Origin of the sequence: Mesorhizobium huakuii (assembly GCF_014189455.1) — a bacterium.
GTDB classification, from domain to species: domain Bacteria; phylum Pseudomonadota; class Alphaproteobacteria; order Rhizobiales; family Rhizobiaceae; genus Mesorhizobium; species Mesorhizobium huakuii_A.
Genome location: NZ_CP050296.1, coordinates 814,895 through 830,759 on the forward strand (window position 1 = coordinate 814,895; position 15,865 = coordinate 830,759).

The 15,865-nt window shown below is 61.5% G+C and carries 21 protein-coding genes and 3 pseudogenes; 15 read left to right on the forward strand and 9 right to left on the reverse strand.

Going from position 1 to position 15,865, the window contains the following annotated elements:
- Position 1 precedes the first annotated feature (1 nt).
- The 4 genes from HB778_RS03925 to HB778_RS03940 form a co-directional block, all read right to left on the reverse strand.
- Positions 2 to 778, reverse strand: a complete 777-nt coding sequence (locus HB778_RS03925; RefSeq protein ID WP_183461636.1) for an ATP-binding cassette domain-containing protein — start codon at positions 776 to 778, stop codon at positions 2 to 4.
- Complete coding sequence (locus HB778_RS03930; RefSeq protein WP_183461638.1) at positions 775 to 1,746, reverse strand: ABC transporter permease; 972 nt, start codon at positions 1,744 to 1,746, stop codon at positions 775 to 777. Before HB778_RS03930 ends, HB778_RS03925 begins: the two co-directional genes overlap by 4 nt.
- Before the next feature lie 130 nt (positions 1,747 to 1,876).
- Entirely contained in the window at positions 1,877 to 2,866 is a 990-nt protein-coding gene (locus HB778_RS03935; protein ID WP_244661804.1) for a sugar ABC transporter substrate-binding protein, read from the reverse strand.
- Between the two features lie 75 nt (positions 2,867 to 2,941).
- Entirely contained in the window at positions 2,942 to 4,021 is a 1,080-nt protein-coding gene (locus HB778_RS03940; protein WP_183461642.1) for a LacI family DNA-binding transcriptional regulator, read from the reverse strand.
- 202 nt (positions 4,022 to 4,223) lie between these two features.
- Between HB778_RS03940 and HB778_RS03945 the strand changes: the two are divergent.
- From HB778_RS03945 to HB778_RS03965, 5 genes and pseudogenes are all read left to right on the forward strand, one after another.
- Positions 4,224 to 5,256: pseudogene (locus HB778_RS03945) on the forward strand (hydroxyacid dehydrogenase).
- A 426-nt stretch (positions 5,257 to 5,682) separates the two neighbouring features.
- A pseudogene (locus HB778_RS41250) lies at positions 5,683 to 5,805 on the forward strand (hydroxyacid dehydrogenase); the annotation flags it as partial.
- A gap of 105 nt (positions 5,806 to 5,910) precedes the next feature.
- Positions 5,911 to 6,015 carry a putative RiPP precursor gene (locus HB778_RS03955; RefSeq protein WP_183461646.1) on the forward strand — a complete coding sequence of 35 codons (105 nt, stop codon included), beginning with the start codon at positions 5,911 to 5,913 and terminating at the stop codon, positions 6,013 to 6,015.
- Positions 6,016 to 6,356: 341 nt separating this feature from the next.
- Positions 6,357 to 6,572: a CsbD family protein gene (locus tag HB778_RS03960; RefSeq protein ID WP_019859538.1), complete on the forward strand. Its 216-nt coding sequence runs from the start codon at positions 6,357 to 6,359 to the stop codon at positions 6,570 to 6,572.
- A gap of 308 nt (positions 6,573 to 6,880) precedes the next feature.
- A pseudogene (locus HB778_RS03965) lies at positions 6,881 to 8,206 on the forward strand (catalase); the annotation flags it as partial.
- A gap of 113 nt (positions 8,207 to 8,319) precedes the next feature.
- On the opposite strand, the gene HB778_RS03970 reads toward HB778_RS03965, so the two are convergent.
- Entirely contained in the window at positions 8,320 to 8,499 is a 180-nt protein-coding gene (locus HB778_RS03970) for a hypothetical protein (RefSeq protein WP_183461650.1), read from the reverse strand.
- Positions 8,500 to 8,746: 247 nt separating this feature from the next.
- Between HB778_RS03970 and HB778_RS03975 the strand changes: the two genes are divergently transcribed.
- The 6 genes from HB778_RS03975 (at position 8,747) to HB778_RS04000 (ending at position 11,795) form a co-directional block, all read left to right on the forward strand.
- A complete protein-coding gene (locus tag HB778_RS03975) occupies positions 8,747 to 9,136 on the forward strand; it encodes a hypothetical protein (protein WP_183461652.1) in 390 nt (129 codons plus the stop codon).
- A 399-nt stretch (positions 9,137 to 9,535) separates the two neighbouring features.
- Positions 9,536 to 10,096, forward strand: a complete 561-nt coding sequence (locus tag HB778_RS03980; RefSeq protein WP_348524674.1) for a Crp/Fnr family transcriptional regulator — start codon at positions 9,536 to 9,538, stop codon at positions 10,094 to 10,096.
- Positions 10,097 to 10,197: 101 nt separating this feature from the next.
- On the forward strand, positions 10,198 to 10,407 hold the full coding sequence (locus tag HB778_RS03985) for a hypothetical protein (RefSeq protein ID WP_183461654.1): 210 nt from the start codon (positions 10,198 to 10,200) through the stop codon (positions 10,405 to 10,407).
- A 241-nt stretch (positions 10,408 to 10,648) separates the two neighbouring features.
- Complete coding sequence (locus tag HB778_RS03990) at positions 10,649 to 10,825, forward strand: hypothetical protein (RefSeq protein ID WP_183461656.1); 177 nt, start codon at positions 10,649 to 10,651, stop codon at positions 10,823 to 10,825.
- A 7-nt stretch (positions 10,826 to 10,832) separates the two neighbouring features.
- Positions 10,833 to 11,306: a hypothetical protein gene (locus tag HB778_RS03995; protein WP_183461658.1), complete on the forward strand. Its 474-nt coding sequence runs from the start codon at positions 10,833 to 10,835 to the stop codon at positions 11,304 to 11,306.
- 297 nt (positions 11,307 to 11,603) lie between these two features.
- Entirely contained in the window at positions 11,604 to 11,795 is a 192-nt protein-coding gene (locus tag HB778_RS04000) for a hypothetical protein (RefSeq protein WP_183461660.1), read from the forward strand.
- A 274-nt stretch (positions 11,796 to 12,069) separates the two neighbouring features.
- On the opposite strand, the gene HB778_RS04005 is transcribed toward HB778_RS04000, so the two are convergent.
- Positions 12,070 to 12,363 carry a hypothetical protein gene (locus HB778_RS04005; protein ID WP_183461662.1) on the reverse strand — a complete coding sequence of 98 codons (294 nt, stop codon included), beginning with the start codon at positions 12,361 to 12,363 and terminating at the stop codon, positions 12,070 to 12,072.
- Between the two features lie 269 nt (positions 12,364 to 12,632).
- On the opposite strand from HB778_RS04005, the gene HB778_RS04010 reads away from it, so the two are divergent.
- Positions 12,633 to 12,878: a hypothetical protein gene (locus HB778_RS04010; protein WP_183461664.1), complete on the forward strand. Its 246-nt coding sequence runs from the start codon at positions 12,633 to 12,635 to the stop codon at positions 12,876 to 12,878.
- Between the two features lie 10 nt (positions 12,879 to 12,888).
- Here HB778_RS04010 and HB778_RS04015 read toward each other — a convergent pair whose 3' ends face one another.
- Positions 12,889 to 13,071, reverse strand: a complete 183-nt coding sequence (locus HB778_RS04015) for a hypothetical protein (protein ID WP_183461666.1) — start codon at positions 13,069 to 13,071, stop codon at positions 12,889 to 12,891.
- Positions 13,072 to 13,197: 126 nt separating this feature from the next.
- On the opposite strand from HB778_RS04015, the gene HB778_RS04020 reads away from it, so the two are divergent.
- Positions 13,198 to 13,473 carry a hypothetical protein gene (locus HB778_RS04020; protein WP_244661805.1) on the forward strand — a complete coding sequence of 92 codons (276 nt, stop codon included), beginning with the start codon at positions 13,198 to 13,200 and terminating at the stop codon, positions 13,471 to 13,473.
- On the opposite strand, the gene HB778_RS04025 is transcribed toward HB778_RS04020, so the two are convergent.
- Complete coding sequence (locus HB778_RS04025; protein WP_183461668.1) at positions 13,457 to 13,651, reverse strand: hypothetical protein; 195 nt, start codon at positions 13,649 to 13,651, stop codon at positions 13,457 to 13,459. The two genes, HB778_RS04020 and HB778_RS04025, sit on opposite strands and share 17 nt — an antisense overlap.
- Positions 13,652 to 13,770: 119 nt before the next feature.
- On the opposite strand from HB778_RS04025, the gene HB778_RS04030 reads away from it, so the two are divergent.
- Positions 13,771 to 14,115 carry a low affinity iron permease family protein gene (locus HB778_RS04030; protein WP_183461670.1) on the forward strand — a complete coding sequence of 115 codons (345 nt, stop codon included), beginning with the start codon at positions 13,771 to 13,773 and terminating at the stop codon, positions 14,113 to 14,115.
- An 11-nt stretch (positions 14,116 to 14,126) separates the two neighbouring features.
- Here the strand turns inward: HB778_RS04030 and HB778_RS04035 are convergent, their stop codons facing one another.
- Entirely contained in the window at positions 14,127 to 14,321 is a 195-nt protein-coding gene (locus tag HB778_RS04035) for a hypothetical protein (protein ID WP_095200568.1), read from the reverse strand.
- A 182-nt stretch (positions 14,322 to 14,503) separates the two neighbouring features.
- On the opposite strand from HB778_RS04035, the gene HB778_RS04040 reads away from it, so the two are divergent.
- A complete protein-coding gene (locus tag HB778_RS04040; RefSeq protein ID WP_183457400.1) occupies positions 14,504 to 15,772 on the forward strand; it encodes an IS256 family transposase in 1,269 nt (422 codons plus the stop codon).
- Positions 15,773 to 15,865: the final 93 nt, after the last annotated feature.

Here is a 15,865-nt window from a genome sequence, read left to right on the forward strand (position 1 = left end):
CTCAGCCTCTCTGTTCGTGCGCCGCCGCGGCGCTGGTGTCGCCGCCGCCGACGATGCGGCCGACGACTTCATTCATGTTGGTCTTGGCCGTGGTGAGATTGGCCTCGGCGCGGCCGTGGCGCAGCACGACGATACGGTCGGTGACCGCCAGCACGTCGTTCAGCCGATGCGAGATCAGGATGACGGCGATACCTTCCGACTTCAGCCGGCGGATCAGGTCGAGCACGCTCTGCACCTCACGCACGGCAAGAGCTGCCGTCGGCTCGTCCATGATGACCAGTTTGGGATTGAAGGTCAGCGCACGCGCAATCGCCACCGTCTGCTGCTGGCCGCCAGAGAACGAGCCGACCGAGCGGTTGATCGAGGGCAGATGCGCGCCCAGCCGCTCGATCATCTTTGCCGCCTGCCGATCCATCTCGGCCTTGTCGACAAACCACGGAAACAGGCCGAACAGCTTCTTCACCGGTTCGCGGCCGAGGAAGATGTTGGCGGCCACGTCCTGCTGCTTGGCCAGTGACAGGTCCTGGTAGATCATCTCGATGCCGAGCTGGCGCCGCTGGCCGGGATCGAGCGGCAAGATATCCCGGCCGTCGAGCTGGATGGAGCCGGAATCGGCGCGATAAATGCCGGTGATGGTCTTCATCAACGTCGACTTGCCGGCGCCATTGTCGCCGACCAGGCCGATCACCTCGCCGGCCTCGACCGAGAGGTCGACGCCATGCAGCACGTCGACCGCGCCAAAACTCTTGCGGATGCCGTTGAGGACAAGGAGGGTCATACGCGTGACTCCTTGCGCACCTGGTACTGGTCGATGAAGACGGCCAGGATCAGCACCGCGCCAATCGCCATCTGCTGGTAATAGGATTGCACGGCAAGCAGCGTCAGCCCGTTCTGCAGCACGCCCATGATCAGCGCACCGATCATGGTGCCGAGGATCGAGGCGCGGCCGCCGAACAGATTGGTGCCGCCGATGATCGCCGCTGTGATGGCTGTCAGTTCGTAATTGATGCCGGCGGTCGGGTCACCGGCATTGACGCGGGCGGTGAACAGCAGCCCGGCGAGGCCCGCGAGCGCGCCCGACAGCGTGTAGATGATGCGGCGATGATGCTCGACGCGGATACCGGCGGCGCGTGCGGCACCCTCACTATCTCCCAGCGCCAGCGTGTGGCGGCCAAAGCGCGTATAGGCGAGCAGGCAGTGCGCGACAACAGCCGTCAGCACCAGCAGGATGACCGGCATCGGCACGCCGAACGGCCGGCCCTGGCCGATATAGACGATCTCGGGTGGCAGGCCGTAGATCGCCCTGCCCTGCGAGATGACCAGCGCCAGCCCGCGCGCCAGGCCAAGCATGCCGAGCGTGACGATGAACGCCGGCACGAAGGCACGGGTGACCAGCTGCCCGTTGATATAGCCGGCAATGCCGCCGGCGAGGATGCAGGCGAGAACCGCCAGCGGCGACCACCAGCTGAGATTGACGGCGACGAAGGCGCCGGCGACGCCGGACAAGCCCATGACCGAGCCCAGTGACAGATCGAGCCCGCCCGAGCCGATGACGAAGGTGGCGGCAATCGCCAGCACGCCGATCGTCGATGTCGCCAGCAGGATGTTGAGGAAATTGCTCAGCGACAGGAAATACGGGGACAGCACCGCCATGACGGCGCTGAGCGCCACCAGCACCAGCAGCGATTCCAGCCTGATATGAAGCCGTTCGACGGATGCGCGCTGCACCCGGGACCAGAATGACATTGGTTGCACCTTTGAGAGAGGGCAGTAGGGCAGTAAGGCAGTAGGGCAGTAGGTGAACAGAAGAGAGCCGAGACGCGCAAACCGTCTGGTTCCCCTACTGCCATACTGCCCTACTGCCCTATTCCCTTCCTTACTTCACGTATTCCAGCATCGGCTCCTTGCCGGCGTCGATGACCTCTTTGGTCAGCACCAGGGTCGGCACGGCGATGCTGTCTTCGACCTTCTCTCCGGCCAGCGCCTTCTTGACGTTTTCGACCGCCTGCTTGCCGACGAGGTAGGGCAGCTGCGCCACGGATGCATTGAGCCGGCCTTCCTTGATCGACTTCACCGCATCGGAATTGCCGTCGACGCCGATGATGGTCACCTGCGGACCCTTGCCGGCGGCGTAGACGGATTCCACGGCGCCCAGCGCCATGCCGTCATTGGCGCAGAAGATGGCGACGAGGTCGGGATGCGCCGTCAGCGTGTCGGTAGCGATCGATGCGGCCTTGCCGCGATCCCAGTCACCCGGCAGCGAGGCAACGATCTCCAGGCCGGGCGCCAGTTCCTTCAGCTTGTCGGCAAAGCCCTTGGCGCGCTTCTCGCCGGTGATGTTGCCCGACAGGCCCTCGATCACCAGCACCGGACCCTTGGCGTCCTTGCCGAGCTTGGAGACGAGATATTCGGCGCCTTGCGCGCCGGCGGCATTGTTGTCGGAGCCGATATGGAAGGTGACCTTGATGCCTTCCTTGTCGAGCACCGCCTGGTCGAGATTGTTGTCGAGGTCGACGATCTTGACGCCGGCCTCCTGCGCCACCTTCAGGCAGGGCAGAAGATTGGTCGAGTTGATGGCGGCGGTGATCATCGCCGCCGGCTTGCGCTCCAGCATGGTGTTGCACAGGTTCAGCTGCGGCTCGGCCGCCTGGTCGCTCTCGGCCGCCTGCTCGAAGATCTTGACGCCGGCGCCCTTGGCCCCGGCCTCGACGCCCTGGCTCATCGCGCCCCAGAACGGGTTGGCCAGCGTCTTCATCAGCACGCCGTATTCGGCGTCGTCAGCCCTCGCCGAATTCGCGGCGCACAGCGCCATGGCGACGCTAAAAGCGAGAGTAAATCGATTTATCTTTGGGATGAACGAGGTCATTTTGTTTCTCCTCCTGTTGATGTCTGATGCCGCGAGCCGTGGCCAGGCGCAGCGCTGGTTCGTCGACAATGGGGGCTATTGTCGGTTTCCTCCCCCGGAATGCGGGCCGTTGCCTGGCGAGCCAACGGATTCCCGCATCAAAACCCGGCAAGGCTCGAGCCGCGCTCTCGGCGGGCCCTCCTCGCCTTCAATCCTGGCAAACAGCGCCTCCATGGCGTGGCCTGCGATCTGGCGCACCGGCTGCACCACGGCGGCGATGGCCGGCCAGGTCACCTGCATCCATTCGGCATCGTCGAAGCCGACCAGCGAAATATCGTTGGGGCAATGCCAGCCGCGCCGGCGGAATTCCGACAGCGCCACCAGCGTGCCCTTGAGGAACAGCGAATAGACCGCCGTCGGGCGCCCGCTCCCACCCTTCCTTTCGCCCTTGTCAAAATAGTCGCGCAACTGCGCCCTGAGCGGTTCGACATCGGTTTCGGCAAGCACGACATCGATGCGCACATCCGGCGCCAGGTGCAGCGCGGTGGCGCGAAACCCGTCAAGGCGGGCGCGCACCGTTGCCGCCTGTTCGCCAAGGCCGACCACCAATATGTGGCGATGGCCCTTGCCGATCAGTTGGCCCGCCACTTCGGCGCTGGCGGCAGCACTGTCGGCCGACACCGTGTCGAAGGCGTCGTCGGACAGCACGCGGTCGATCAGCACACCGGTCATGCCATTGGCCTTCATGAAGGCGGCCGCCGGGCCATGCTCGTTGCGCACCGGCGCCAGCACCACGCCGGCTACCCGCCAGTCATGCATGCGGGCGAGGATCTCCGTTTCGCGTGCTTCCGATTCACGGCTCGACGCCGCCACCAGCGTGTAGCCGCGCTGTTCGGCGAGGCTTTCGAGCTGGGTGACCATTTGGCCGAAGAACTCGCTTTCGAATTCCGGCATGATGGCGCCGATGATGCGGCGCTTGGCCCGGCGCATGTCCGAGGCCAGCGGATCGACGCGATAACCAAGCTGTTCGATGGCATCCAGGACGCGTTGCGCATTCTCGGGCTTGACCGTGGTGACGCCGGCCATGACCTTGGAGACGGTGGCGGCGGATACGCCGGCACGGCTTGCCACGTCGTGGATCGACGCACGCCGCTGCTGGTCCTGCCTATGCGCCATTGTTCCTCCTCCCGAGGCGCGGACAGAGGCATTTTCCGTCCGCTGACGAAATGAGTAAATCGATTTTTCGCAGTTGTAAATCGGTTCATCGGCGGTATTTTAGCCACCGAGCCGCATATCGCCCAAAACTGTACAACGGTTTCGGGATAACGATATGGGCAAAGCAAAAATGCGGCGACGGATCGCGCCGGGAGGAATCGTCATGCCAAACAAGACCTTGCCGCTGGTCATCAGCGCGCCGGAACCGCGCTCGCTCGAGCTGATCTTCACGCCGCCGCAGCTGGCGCGCTTCAAGGCGAAATACCGCGTTGTCGAGACCACGCCCGACGGTGTCGCCAAACTGCCGGCCGATGTGCTTGACGAGGCCCGCTACATCGTCGGCCAGCCGCCAATCTCGCCGGAAACGCTCGACACGATGACGGCGCTGCGCTGCGTCTTCAATGTCGAGACCAACCTGCTCAACAACATGCCTTACGAGACGCTGTTCGCCCGCGGCATCCATGTTGTCACCACCGGTCTCGTCTTTGCCGAGCCGGTGGCCGAGCTTGGCCTTGCCATGGCGCTCAACCTTGCCCGCGACATCGTCGACGCCGACCTCGCCTTCCGCAAGGGCGAGGAGCTATGGGGCGGCGACGGCAACCAGACGGCGCGGCTCTTGTCCGGCGCCGATGTCGGCATCATCGGCTTCGGCGATCTCGGCCGCGCGCTGAACCGGCTGCTCACGGGCTTCCGCACCCGCACCAAAGTCTTCGATCCCTGGCTGCCGCCGTCGATCCTGATCGACAATGGCGTCGAACCGGCCTCGCTGGATGAGGTGCTGACGCAGAGCGACTTCGTCTTCGTCGTTGCTTCGGTGACCTCCGAGAACCAGGGTTTTCTCGGCGCGGACGCCTTTGCCTCGATGCGCAAAGGCGCTGCCTTCATCCTGCTCAGCCGCGCCGGCGTCGTCGATTTCCCCGCCTTGATGGCGGCGGTGAAGAAGCGGCCACATCGTCGCCGCCAGCGACGTCTTTCCCGAGGAGCCGCTGGCGGGCGACCATCCGGTTCGCACCCTGCCCGGCTTCCTGCGCTCGGCCCACCGCGCCGGCGCGCTCGACATTGCCTTCAAGCGGATGGGGGACATGGTGCTGGAAGACATGGACCTGATCGACCGCGGCCTGCCGCCGCTGCGCTCCAAGCGCGCCGAGCGCGAGACGGTGTCACGCATGCGCTCCAAGCCGGTGGACCGGAACTGACGGAAGGCGGCCGTTTCGCTGGTTTGTCCGTGGCTGGAGAAACCCCGCACACCATACACAGGCTCACACCCGCGATGGCCGCGCCATGACCGTGTTGGCGGTTGGCGGTCAGGCAATTGCACTATTGCTAATTTAGTGACAACTTAACTAAAGGATGCTGGCATAGGACGGATTCCAACCCACGGGTTGGAAATGGAGGTGGAAAGCGACATGTACTTTCCGCAATTTCTGGTCGGGATGTCTGCAACGACCATCGGCGTTGCGATCTGGGCCTATTTGGCGACCGGCTCGATCTGGGCGACCCTTGGCTGGTTCGTGCTGACGCTGGTCATCTTGCAGGCCGGTTACTTCGGCCTGGTCGTTCGCCTGCTGTTCAGGCGATCATCGAAACCATCGGACGCACGCTCGGCGACAGATTCGACAAGCATGGTCGACATGGTGCTGGAAGACATGAACCTGATCGACCGCGGCCTGCAGCCGCTGCACTCCAAGCCCGCCGAGCGCGAGACTGCGTCGCGCATGCGCTCCAAGCCGATGGACAAGAACTGATGGAAGAGCGGAAAGACGCGTCGGCATTGCGCCGCCCTGCCCGCGCGCTTGACAATGAGTCGGCATGCAACGACCCTCAGCCATTCGAACGGGCGGAGGACTCGAATGCGAAAGACCTATGACAAGCCGACATTCGTCAAACGGCAGAAACTGTCGGCGGTGACAGCGCAGGAAGCGGTCTCGGGCGGCCCAATCGGCCCGGCCGGTTAGTTTCTCGATTTTGAGTGATTGGAGACCTTCCGGCAGGCATCGAAGATCTGAGGCTTCAGACATAGGCGAGGTCTTGCGACCTCGCGCGGGGGAGTACTGGACAATCCGCAAGCCTCGAAAGCCCTCGCACCCAGCTGGTGGGCTTCCTGTTGTGATGGAACGATCATCTCGCTGACAGGTTTTGCAAATGGCCGGGCGGTGGACGCCCGGCCTACTCCAGAAGGCCCGTCACGATTCGCGTCGGTGGCGGGCCTTTTCGTTTGGCGCCCTCCCCGCGAGGAGCGGAACTTTCCAAACAAAGCGACGTTGGTCTCCGCAAACATTCCGCGAAAGGAAATCCCATGGGAAGCACCAGCGATAAGGCCTCGGGTCTCGCCAATCAGGCCGTCGGCAAGGCCAAGGAAGGTGTCGGCAAGGCCGTCGGCAATGACCGCCTGCGCGCCGAAGGCGCGGCACAGGAAGCCAAGGGCAAGGTCCAGAAGGCTGTCGGCGACGCCAAGTCCGCCGTCAAGGACGCAACCAACAAGACCGCCGCCGCGATCAACAAGAACCTCTGAGTTCTTCGCTCCTGAAAAAAACGACTGAAGGCCGCCGTGCGAACCGGCGGCCTTCTTGATGTCCGGATTTGAAATCGGCGGGGAACACATTGCCATCCCGGAGATTGAGGAACCAGCGCAGCCCGCGCATTGACCCCAGGGATTTTCCAATCATGGCGAAGCAAGCATCCACATTGGCGGGGACGGCCGCGACCATCCACGATCAGAAATTGCAGCGCGGCGAAGGCGGCGAACTGCACCAGACCGCGTCAGGTCCGACGCCGGTGTTGACCACCGCGCAAGGCGGCCCGGTCTCGGACGACCAGAACTCCTGGAACGAGGCGGTCAAGATCAACGGCGCCGATCCCGACTTCCATCGCCGCGACCTCTGGGACGCGATCCACGCCGGCAATTTCCCCGAATGGGAGCTGCAGCTGCAGCTGTTCGACCAGGCCTTCGCCGACAGTTTCGACTTCGACATCCTCGATCCGACCAAGCTCATTCCCGAGGAGCTGCTGCCGCCGATAGCGGTCGGCCGCCTGGTGCTCGATCGCATGCCCGACAATTTCTTCGCCGAGACAGAGCAGGTCGCGTTCATGACGCAGAACGTGCCGCCCGGCGTCGACTTCTCCAACGACCCGCTGCTGCAGGGCCGCAATTTCTCTTATCTCGACACGCAGATCAAACGGCTGGGCAGCACCAACTTCACCCACCTCCCGATCAACGCGCCGAAATGCCCCTTCCATAATTTCCCGCAGGATGGGCACATGGCGATGCGCAACCCGGTCGGCCGGGCCAACTATCAGCCCAATTCATGGGATGAAGGCCCGCGCGAATCGCCCGCCAGGGGATTCCGCTCCTTTGCCGAAGCCGAAACCGGACCGAAGGCCCGTTTGCGGTCGGAAACCTTTGCCGATCATTATAGCCAGGCGCGCCAGTTCTACATCAGCCAGCAGCCTGTCGAGCAGGGCCACATCGCCGCCGCACTGACCTTCGAGCTGAGCAAGGTGCAAACGCCGGTCATTCGCGAGCGCATCGTTTCCCATCTTCTCAACATCGATGACGCGTTGGCGCGCAAGGTGGCGGATGCGCTCGGCTTGAAGGCGATGCCGAAGCCTGCCGATGCGGCGGTGCCGACGCGTCGGGACCCTCCCGCGTCGGATGCGCTCAGCATCCTCAAGAACGGTCCCGGCCGCTTCGAGGGCCGCAAGCTTGGCATCCTGGTGACCGACGGCACCGACGCCGCCCTGCTCAATGCGCTGAAACAGGGACTGACCAAAGCCGGCGCGAAATTCGAGATCATCGCGCCGAAGGTCGGCGGCGCCAAGGCCAGCGACGGCAGCTGGATCGACGCGCAGCAGATGATCGCCGGCGCGCCATCGGTGCTCTACGATGCTATTGCGCTGTTGCCGGCAAAGCCCGCAATGGCCGACCTGCTGAAGGAACCCACCGCCCGCGACTTCGTCGCCGACGCCTTTGCGCATTGCAAATTCATCGGCTTCGTCGAGGCGGCGGCACCCCTCTTGGACAAGGCCGGCGTCGCCGAGGATGAGGCGGTCATCCCGCTTGCATCCGCCAGGGATGTCGCGGGCTTCATCACCAGGCTCGGCGACCTGCGCTTCTGGGCACGCGAACCGAAGGTGAAGCTGGGCTAAACTGCGACATGGATCTGGCTGCGCACACGGCACTGCCGCCGCAGTCAGATCCAGCCGCATATCCCTGGCGATTGTGAAGCCCGCTGCGAGATAGACGCCCTCGCCGGCGCAATTCAGGACGGTTCGGAGGCCTGCAGTCTCGTCAGTTGCTTCTCGGCTTCTTCGACAGCGTTGGCCATAACCCTGTCGAAATCGATCATCGCCTCGAGATGGCCATGGTCGGCGATGGATTTCCGCAGCATCCGGATTGCCAGGATCGCTTCGGCCATCGCCTGTTCGATGCTTACCACCATGGTGCGGTTCCTCGCTTCACAAATAAACCCTTCTGGAAGCGAGCGGTTCCACCCGGAGGTCCACCGCGACGCGAGGCTAGCGAGTTGGCCGAACAATGAAGGAGGTCGCTTGGTACGTTTCCGACAGTTCGCGGGACTGGCTAACCGATTGTCGGAAGCGTACAGTCTCTCTGTCGCTGGCCGTTGACTGGGCGCTGGCGCTTGAAAGAGCCGATCGCGCTTTCGCCCCACCGATGGGAAAGCGATGATGCCAAACGGTTCGGCGGACTCAAATCAGCTTTTGATCCTGGCCAAAGTGCTCGACGAGTATTGTCGCCAGGCCGGCATTGGTGACGGTCACGCTGCGCGGGAGCGGCTTGGCCGCCGCGTCATGGAACTGTTCCAGGGCGGCATGGACAAGTCCGCGGAATTGCATGCCGCCATGAACTCCAGCTACGCCGAATGGCTCGGCGAGGTCGATCGCCTGCCTTCATCTTCGCAACAGCCTGTCTTGTGGGCGATCGACCCTGCAATCACGGAACCATCCTCTGCCGAGACTGTTGATTCAGGTGGCGGCGGAGCATTGCGCTTCCCTCAAGCTGATGCGGTGGAGCACTCCGCCAATTCGTCGCCACACCCCTCCACAGAAGAGTTGTAAGCAAGCAGCGCATCCAGCTGCGGGTCCGCTTGTGTTTTCCTTGGCTCTGCTACCGTCGCTGAACGGAATGACTCGCTATCGGAATGTCGAAAGCGTACAGTTCGTCTGTCGCTAGCCACTGAACGGGCGCTGGCGCTTGAGAGTGTCGATCGTACTCCCGCCCCTGCGGGAGCTACGCGATGAATTACGAAATTCCAAAATCGACTGTCACCGGCCAAGCACTGGCTGACGAAACCTCCGCTCAGCCAAGATTCCGCAATGAACTGTTGCGCAAGATGAGCGGGCAGGACCTTGCGCTGCTTGAGCCCGGTCTGCACCGGACAGCTTTGCCGCTGAGAATGCCGCTTGTGACGCCCGGCGATTGCAGCCGTCTACTTCATCGAGCACGGCATTGCGTCGGTGGTCGCGCGCACGTCCGGCGGCCACGAGGCGGAGATCGGGTTCATCGGCTTTGAGGGAATGGCTGGATATTCGCTGGTGATGGCCGACAACCGCTCGCCGCAAGCCTGCTTCGTGCAACTCGAAGGCGAAGCGATGCGCATTGATGCAAACAGCTTTGACGCGGCTCTGACGGCCAGCCCCACATTGCGATTGTTCCTGTTGCGCTTCGTCAATTCTCTGCAGATCCAGACCGGGTATACCGCACTTGTCAACGCGCGGCTGAAGTTGGCAGGTCGCCTGGCTCGGTGGTTGCTGATGTGCGACGACCGCGTGGTGGGCGTGCGGTTTTCCATTACCCACGAATTCCTCGCCACGATGCTTGGCGTAAGACGGCCAGGCGTCACCATCGCCCTGCAGGAATTGGAAGGTCTCGCTCTGATCCGATCTCGCCGGGGTGAGGTTGTCATCCTGGACCGGCCTGGGCTGATTGCGCTGGCGCGCGGCGGATATGGGGTACCGGAAGCTGAATATGCCAGGCTTTTGGGAGCGGTCGGTTCGGAGTCTGAATTGACTGGCTAACGGATTGTCGGAAGCGTACAATTCTCAAGTCGTCCGCCGTCTACGGCACACGGACGCTTGGGAGCCAAATCAGGTGCTTTCGCCCTTTCGGGAGGAAAGTCATGACTGAAGCAGAACAACCAAACATTCTGCCGCCCAATCTTATTCCAGATGGCGTCGAAGTCACCGAGACCATGGGCGAATGGCGTGTTCGGGTCGTCATCAACGGCAAAGCGCATCTGAGCACGTTTGATGTGGAATCCTACGCCCGGTCCTTTGCCGATAGCCAGCGCATGCGCGTAGGGCTGACCCGGCTCGCGTCACGCCTTTAGTGCGAATTGCCTGCGCCAGATTGTCGGTTTGGTACCAATACCAACCAAAGAAATGTCGGAACCGTACGGTTTTCACCAAGTAAACATCGAAGTTTATTAAAATTTAATATTATTCGACCGATACGACATAGTTAATAGACGGCGCCTTGTTTAAGTGCTTAATCAAAATGTCATCAGCTTTTGCACGGGCGCTGGTGCTTGAGAGCGCTTAACATTCTCCCGCCCAAGCGGGAGCTATGCAGTGACCGTCAACCGGCCAAACATGTTTTCCAGAATTCCGATAGAGCGAAGTGGCGGCACCATTTCGGTGCTTTGTACACTTCCTCAAATGGCCGACGCCTTGGCAGACGGCTGGCCATCCGATGGCCCCATGTTTCTGGCGGCACTTGCCGCTCCCGACAGCTACATGAAGGAGTGAACGCGAAATGCCCATCACCCTGCGCACGACACTTTGCGAAACGAGAGATGCGTTGCATGTGCTGCGACGGGCTTTGTATGTCCGTGGGCATATCGACGCCATGGAAGAGATCGACTCCCTCATAGGGGTCGCAGAAGACAAGGCAGTCCACGCGATCGGCACCATTGACCGGACGGAGATTCGAAAGCCTGTCCTGGCTGCGGTCGCACATCCGGCGGAGCCGGCGGGTATTGTTGTGCCGATTGCGGGGCCGAAGAACCTTGGCGAGCTTCGGGACCAAGGCATGGGCCTCAGCGCCTATTGCGGCAATCCACGCTGCGGTCATCTGCGTTCGCTGGATCTCGATGGCCTGATCGAGACCTACGGCACCCACTATGATTTCAACACCGAAAGGCGGCTGGCATCGAAGCTCGTCTGCAAACGGTGCCAGAATGTTGGAGGGAGATTGGTCGTCGTTTCCGATAAAAGGCCCCGGTATTGAAGACCGGGCGACGGCCTAACCTCTGAGCCGCTCGTGCTGTGCGCGGACGGAACCTTTTGCATGACAACCCGTTCCTGGTAGCGTCTCGGAAGCCCCCCGCCGACAAGGCGCCGGAAAGTTAGTCAAACAACTTTTCATTGAGCCCGCCACTGCCCCTCGGTGGCGGGCTTACATTTGTCGGTACCAAGGCTCGCTATCCGATTGTCGGAAGCGTACAGTGTCGTTGTCGCTGGCCACTGAACGGGCGCTGGCGCTTGAGAGTGTACATCGTACTCCCGCCCTGAGGGAGTTGAGACGATGAACGACGACACCGACAGCCCAGTCTCTGCCCTCGATTTCCATACCCTTCGCAGCGCATTCAAAAGTCTGGTCGCCGAAGGCTTGCTGCCTGAAGCCATGTGGGTTAGCCATGCCGAGGAAATGGTCAGGCACCTGACCGGATCGAGTGTTGTCGACCCTGAGATTATCCTTCGGATCATCCGCAAGTAGAGCCGGCTTGAAAACCCAGGATCAGTCCGCGGCATCGTGCGCGTTTGACTTGGATCGGAATGCCCGGTTTCGCTCGGTCTCGAGTGACCGGACCTTCCTGCGGACCTCTTCATTTGCAACGCCGACCAGCGCATCTATCTCGAACATTTCATGATGCCCGCTGCCGGCAATCGCCTTGTGGGCTGTTGCGAACATCAACGGGCCCGCTCTTGTCAAAGCCTGGGCCCATTGTCAGGCAATGACCCATGAATTGTCGGAAACGTACAATCGAGATTCAGGCGGCGCGGCCAAACTCGTTCTGGACGATGTCGAGAAGCAGACCGTCATTGTCCCAACCGACAGGCTCTTTCAGTCGCCAATCGCACCCCGAGCGGTCGAAAACGACCGGTGCCGAATAGAGCTGTGCGAAGCCAAGCACCAGCCGTTCGGCGTCGGCGAACGACAGGTCGCCGTGGCGGTCGGCCAATTGAGCGGCCAGGATCGGAACGTTCACAATTCCAAACTCATAGATTGTCTTGACCAAGGTGTAATTCAGGTCGTCGCGCAGTTCGATCGGGTGGTTGTGCATGGCAAACTCCTGTCCGCAGGACTGGGTTTTCCCTCACTTTCACTATGCGCCAGGCGTTTCGCCAAAGCAAGACAATTGTCAAAAAAATATTAATAAAATCAATTAGTTAGTATATTTAGCCAGTGACGTGACCGAGGCCCTTTGAGTAGCAGATGCAACAAATGCATTTGGCTACCTCGGAACCAAACAGGCCATTGGCAGATTGTGAGGCACATAAGTCACTTACTCATTCGGCTCACCGGCTGGATTGCCGGAAGCAGGAGGCCATGATGACCGACAATCTTGAACGCCCCGAACGACTGCAGGTCATGCTGAACAAAGAGGAATTCGCGGCGCTCGACACATGGCGTTTCGATAAGCGCATGCCGAGCCGCGCGGCTGCGGTGCGTGAGCTGCTGCGCCGCGGCCTGGCCGCCGAGGGCTTTCTGCATGCCAACAGCGGCACCCGTTCAGCCGACTTCGGTCTTCTGAGCGGCGAACAGGGCGCCAGCAAGACCAAGCGTGCGGATGGGTGAGGATATCAGGCTACCGCGCCGACGGCGGATCGATGGCGTCCGCCGGGTCTTCGAAGCTTAAGACCTCGATCAGCATTTCGACAGGCGCGACCAGGCCCTCGAGGGTGGCACGTATGCCCAATGTCACCACAACAAGGTGATCTTCAGCCTCGCAATTGTCGTTCGCCAGCCTGGCGGTGAGCGGCCTCTTCACTTGCGGTTGATCCACTCGCTCTCAAGCACCAGCGCCCGTTTCGTGGCCGGTGACCCCTGACCTCTAAGGCGATTGCGAGCGCGCGCAACAACAAATGTGGTGTCGTTTTCGTACCGAGCGGCCCGGTTGCTGGAACGTTTTCTGCCGGCTCGCATTTTGACTGCCACCGAACCAAAGGAGAATACCGTGGCCCGACTGCCTCAGGACAAGGACCGGATTGAACGCGCTACCCGCGAAGCTCAATCGATCATTGCCATCGAACGCGAGGCGCGTGAGGCAAAGACCGCCCGGCTGCGAGAGCAGCGGCTTTCATCGGAGGCCCCGGCTTCCGCCGGCGCCACTGCGGCAAAACGCAAGCCCGGCGCCCGAAAGGCGACGCACAAAACTAGCGACGCGAGATGAACTCGTGCTCGACGCCCTCGTCTTCGTCGACCACTCTGAACCAGCGGTTCTGCAAGGCCGGCGTCCAAATCGTTTTGCCGGTGATCTTCTGCAGGGCTTCAAGAGCGGTTGTGCCGCTGGCGAGATGCGATGCCGAAGGCTCACCGCCGTCCATTTCGTGGATCTGATAGCGTGGCATGGCTGTCCTTCCTCTCAGCCAAACTTCGAGAGGTCACCTAGATTCCTGGAACGAAATTCCTTCGACGAACTTGCTGACATTATGGGCCTCGGTACGCGTCACGACCATTGGTGGGTGGCATGAACAAATTCCTTTTCATCGCCGCAGATTTCCTGTCTCGCCCGCCGGGTTTCTACGTCATGATCATCGCCATGGTGGTGTGTACCGCTTTGGTGCCTTTCGGTCTGACAAACGCCGTCACCTATGCGCTATCGGTCGCGGCCATCGTCATCACCGGCGTCGTCTTGATCCAGGGCTACCGCGACACCGCCGCCATCCATGCCAAGCTCGACGAGATTATCGTCGCGCTCAACGACGCCAGAAACGATGTTGTCGGGCTGGAACATGCCGACCCGGAGGAAATCAAGGCCAAGCTCGTCAAGCTCGAAGAAGAGGCGGCGCGAACCGCCACTGACCAGGCGTAAATCGGCAAGACCTACCTGCGCACGATCCACTCCACAATGTCCGGGTCGATCTCGTCAAGTTCGGTCAATTCGCGCGCCAGCACCCGGGCGTGCATGCGCCATTCGCGTTCGGTGATGCGATTTTCCACGACCAATTTCCTGAAGGCGCCGCGAAGAATCTCGCAGTCGAACGCCGTTACCCTTTTGCCTGAATGGTCCTCTGCCATTTCAGCCTCCGCGTCGATGGCGGGAGCACCTGAGTTGGCTACCAAGCGTCCGTGTGCCGTGTGAGGCGGACGACATAAGAAGCGGAGCTATGGCTGAAACTGGGTGATGACGGTTTGAGAAGGGCGGCGTATCGAGGCGGGTGATGAAGCCTGCCAGAACCTCTCAAGGAGAGCGATACGCCATGAACGAGACTATCAACATTGTTCGCCTTCGTCAGCCCGACGAAATCGATGATCCCCTGACGGATGTGCTTCGCACCGGCGCGCGCAAATTGCTGGCGCAGGCGATCGAGATGGAGGCCGAAGCGTTTCTTGCCGAGATGCGGGATCTCAAGCTTCCGGACGGACGTGACCGGCTGGTCCGGCACGGTCACGGGCCGGAGCGGAGCATCCAGACGGGGATCGGGGCGGTGCCCGTCAGCCGGGTGAAGGTCCGGGATCGCGGCGCGAACGGTGAAGCGGAGCGCATCCGTTTTTCCTCATCGATCCTGCCGAAATGGGCGCGTCGGACACGAAGTCTGGATGCGCTTCTTCCCGTTCTCTATCTGCGCGGCATTTCGACGGGCGACTTTCAGGAAGCTCTGGCAGCTCTGTTGGGCAAGGAGGCGCCGAACCTCTCACCCTCGGTGATCACGCGACTGACGGCGGAGTGGGGCATCGAATACGATCGTTGGCAAAAGCGCGATCTTTCGGCGCGCCGCTATGTGTATGTGTGGGCGGACGGGGTCTACCTGCAGGCCCGGATGGAAGATCATGCCGAATGCATGCTGGTCCTGATCGGCGCCACGCCCGAGGGCAAGAAAGAGCTGCTCGGCTTCCAGACCGGCATTCGTGAGAGCGCACAGAGCTGGCGCGAGCTGCTGGTCGACGTCAAGCGTCGTGGCCTGCAGATCGCGCCCGATCTTGCCGTCGGCGACGGCGCGCTTGGCTTCTGGAAAGCGCTCGATGAGCTCCTTCCCGGCACCAAGCACCAGCGATGCTGGGTGCACAAGACAGCCAACGTGCTCAACAAGGTGCCGAAATCGGTGCAGGCCGCCATGAAGACGGACTTGCGCGAAATCTTTTCCGCCCCGAACCGAGCCTCAGCCGAGACGGCGATTGCCGTCTTTGTCGAGAAATATGATGCGAAATACGGCAAGGCGGTCGACTGCCTGACCAAAGATCAGAATGCCTTGCTGGCGTTCTACGATTTCCCCGCCGAACATTGGGATCATCTGCGAACGTCCAATCCCATCGAGAGCGTCTTTGCGACCGTTCGCCATCGCACGGTGCGTACCAAGGGCTCACTCTCCTCGAAAACCGCCAGGCTGATGGTCTTCAAGCTGGTCATGGCCGCGGCCAGGACGTGGCGACGACTGAAAGGACAAAATCAGTTGCCTAAACTCATCGCAGGTGCAACGTTCCAGGATGGAATCGAGGTCATTGAACTGAAGCCGCAGAGCGCCGCTTGATCAGCCTCGTCACCCAAATTGCAGCATAGCTCTAAGAAGCGTACGCTTTCGTACAAAAATAGCGAGTCAATTCGCGGTGGGAACAATGGCCCT

Coding starts and splice junctions, on each gene's coding strand:
- HB778_RS03925 (WP_183461636.1), bottom strand. CDS start 778: ATGACCCTCCTTGTCCTCAACGGCATCCGCAAGAGTTTTGGCGCGGTC.
- HB778_RS03930 (WP_183461638.1), bottom strand. CDS start 1,746: ATGTCATTCTGGTCCCGGGTGCAGCGCGCATCCGTCGAACGGCTTCAT.
- HB778_RS03935 (WP_244661804.1), bottom strand. CDS start 2,866: ATGACCTCGTTCATCCCAAAGATAAATCGATTTACTCTCGCTTTTAGC.
- HB778_RS03940 (WP_183461642.1), bottom strand. CDS start 4,021: ATGGCGCATAGGCAGGACCAGCAGCGGCGTGCGTCGATCCACGACGTG.
- HB778_RS03955 (WP_183461646.1), top strand. CDS start 5,911: ATGCGAAAGACCTATGACAAGCCGACATTCGTCAAACGGCAGAAACTG.
- HB778_RS03960 (WP_019859538.1), top strand. CDS start 6,357: ATGGGAAGCACCAGCGATAAGGCCTCGGGTCTCGCCAATCAGGCCGTC.
- HB778_RS03970 (WP_183461650.1), bottom strand. CDS start 8,499: ATGGTGGTAAGCATCGAACAGGCGATGGCCGAAGCGATCCTGGCAATC.
- HB778_RS03975 (WP_183461652.1), top strand. CDS start 8,747: ATGCCAAACGGTTCGGCGGACTCAAATCAGCTTTTGATCCTGGCCAAA.
- HB778_RS03985 (WP_183461654.1), top strand. CDS start 10,198: ATGACTGAAGCAGAACAACCAAACATTCTGCCGCCCAATCTTATTCCA.
- HB778_RS03995 (WP_183461658.1), top strand. CDS start 10,833: ATGCCCATCACCCTGCGCACGACACTTTGCGAAACGAGAGATGCGTTG.
- HB778_RS04000 (WP_183461660.1), top strand. CDS start 11,604: ATGAACGACGACACCGACAGCCCAGTCTCTGCCCTCGATTTCCATACC.
- HB778_RS04005 (WP_183461662.1), bottom strand. CDS start 12,363: ATGCACAACCACCCGATCGAACTGCGCGACGACCTGAATTACACCTTG.
- HB778_RS04010 (WP_183461664.1), top strand. CDS start 12,633: ATGACCGACAATCTTGAACGCCCCGAACGACTGCAGGTCATGCTGAAC.
- HB778_RS04025 (WP_183461668.1), bottom strand. CDS start 13,651: ATGCCACGCTATCAGATCCACGAAATGGACGGCGGTGAGCCTTCGGCA.
- HB778_RS04030 (WP_183461670.1), top strand. CDS start 13,771: ATGAACAAATTCCTTTTCATCGCCGCAGATTTCCTGTCTCGCCCGCCG.
- HB778_RS04035 (WP_095200568.1), bottom strand. CDS start 14,321: ATGGCAGAGGACCATTCAGGCAAAAGGGTAACGGCGTTCGACTGCGAG.
- HB778_RS04040 (WP_183457400.1), top strand. CDS start 14,504: ATGAACGAGACTATCAACATTGTTCGCCTTCGTCAGCCCGACGAAATC.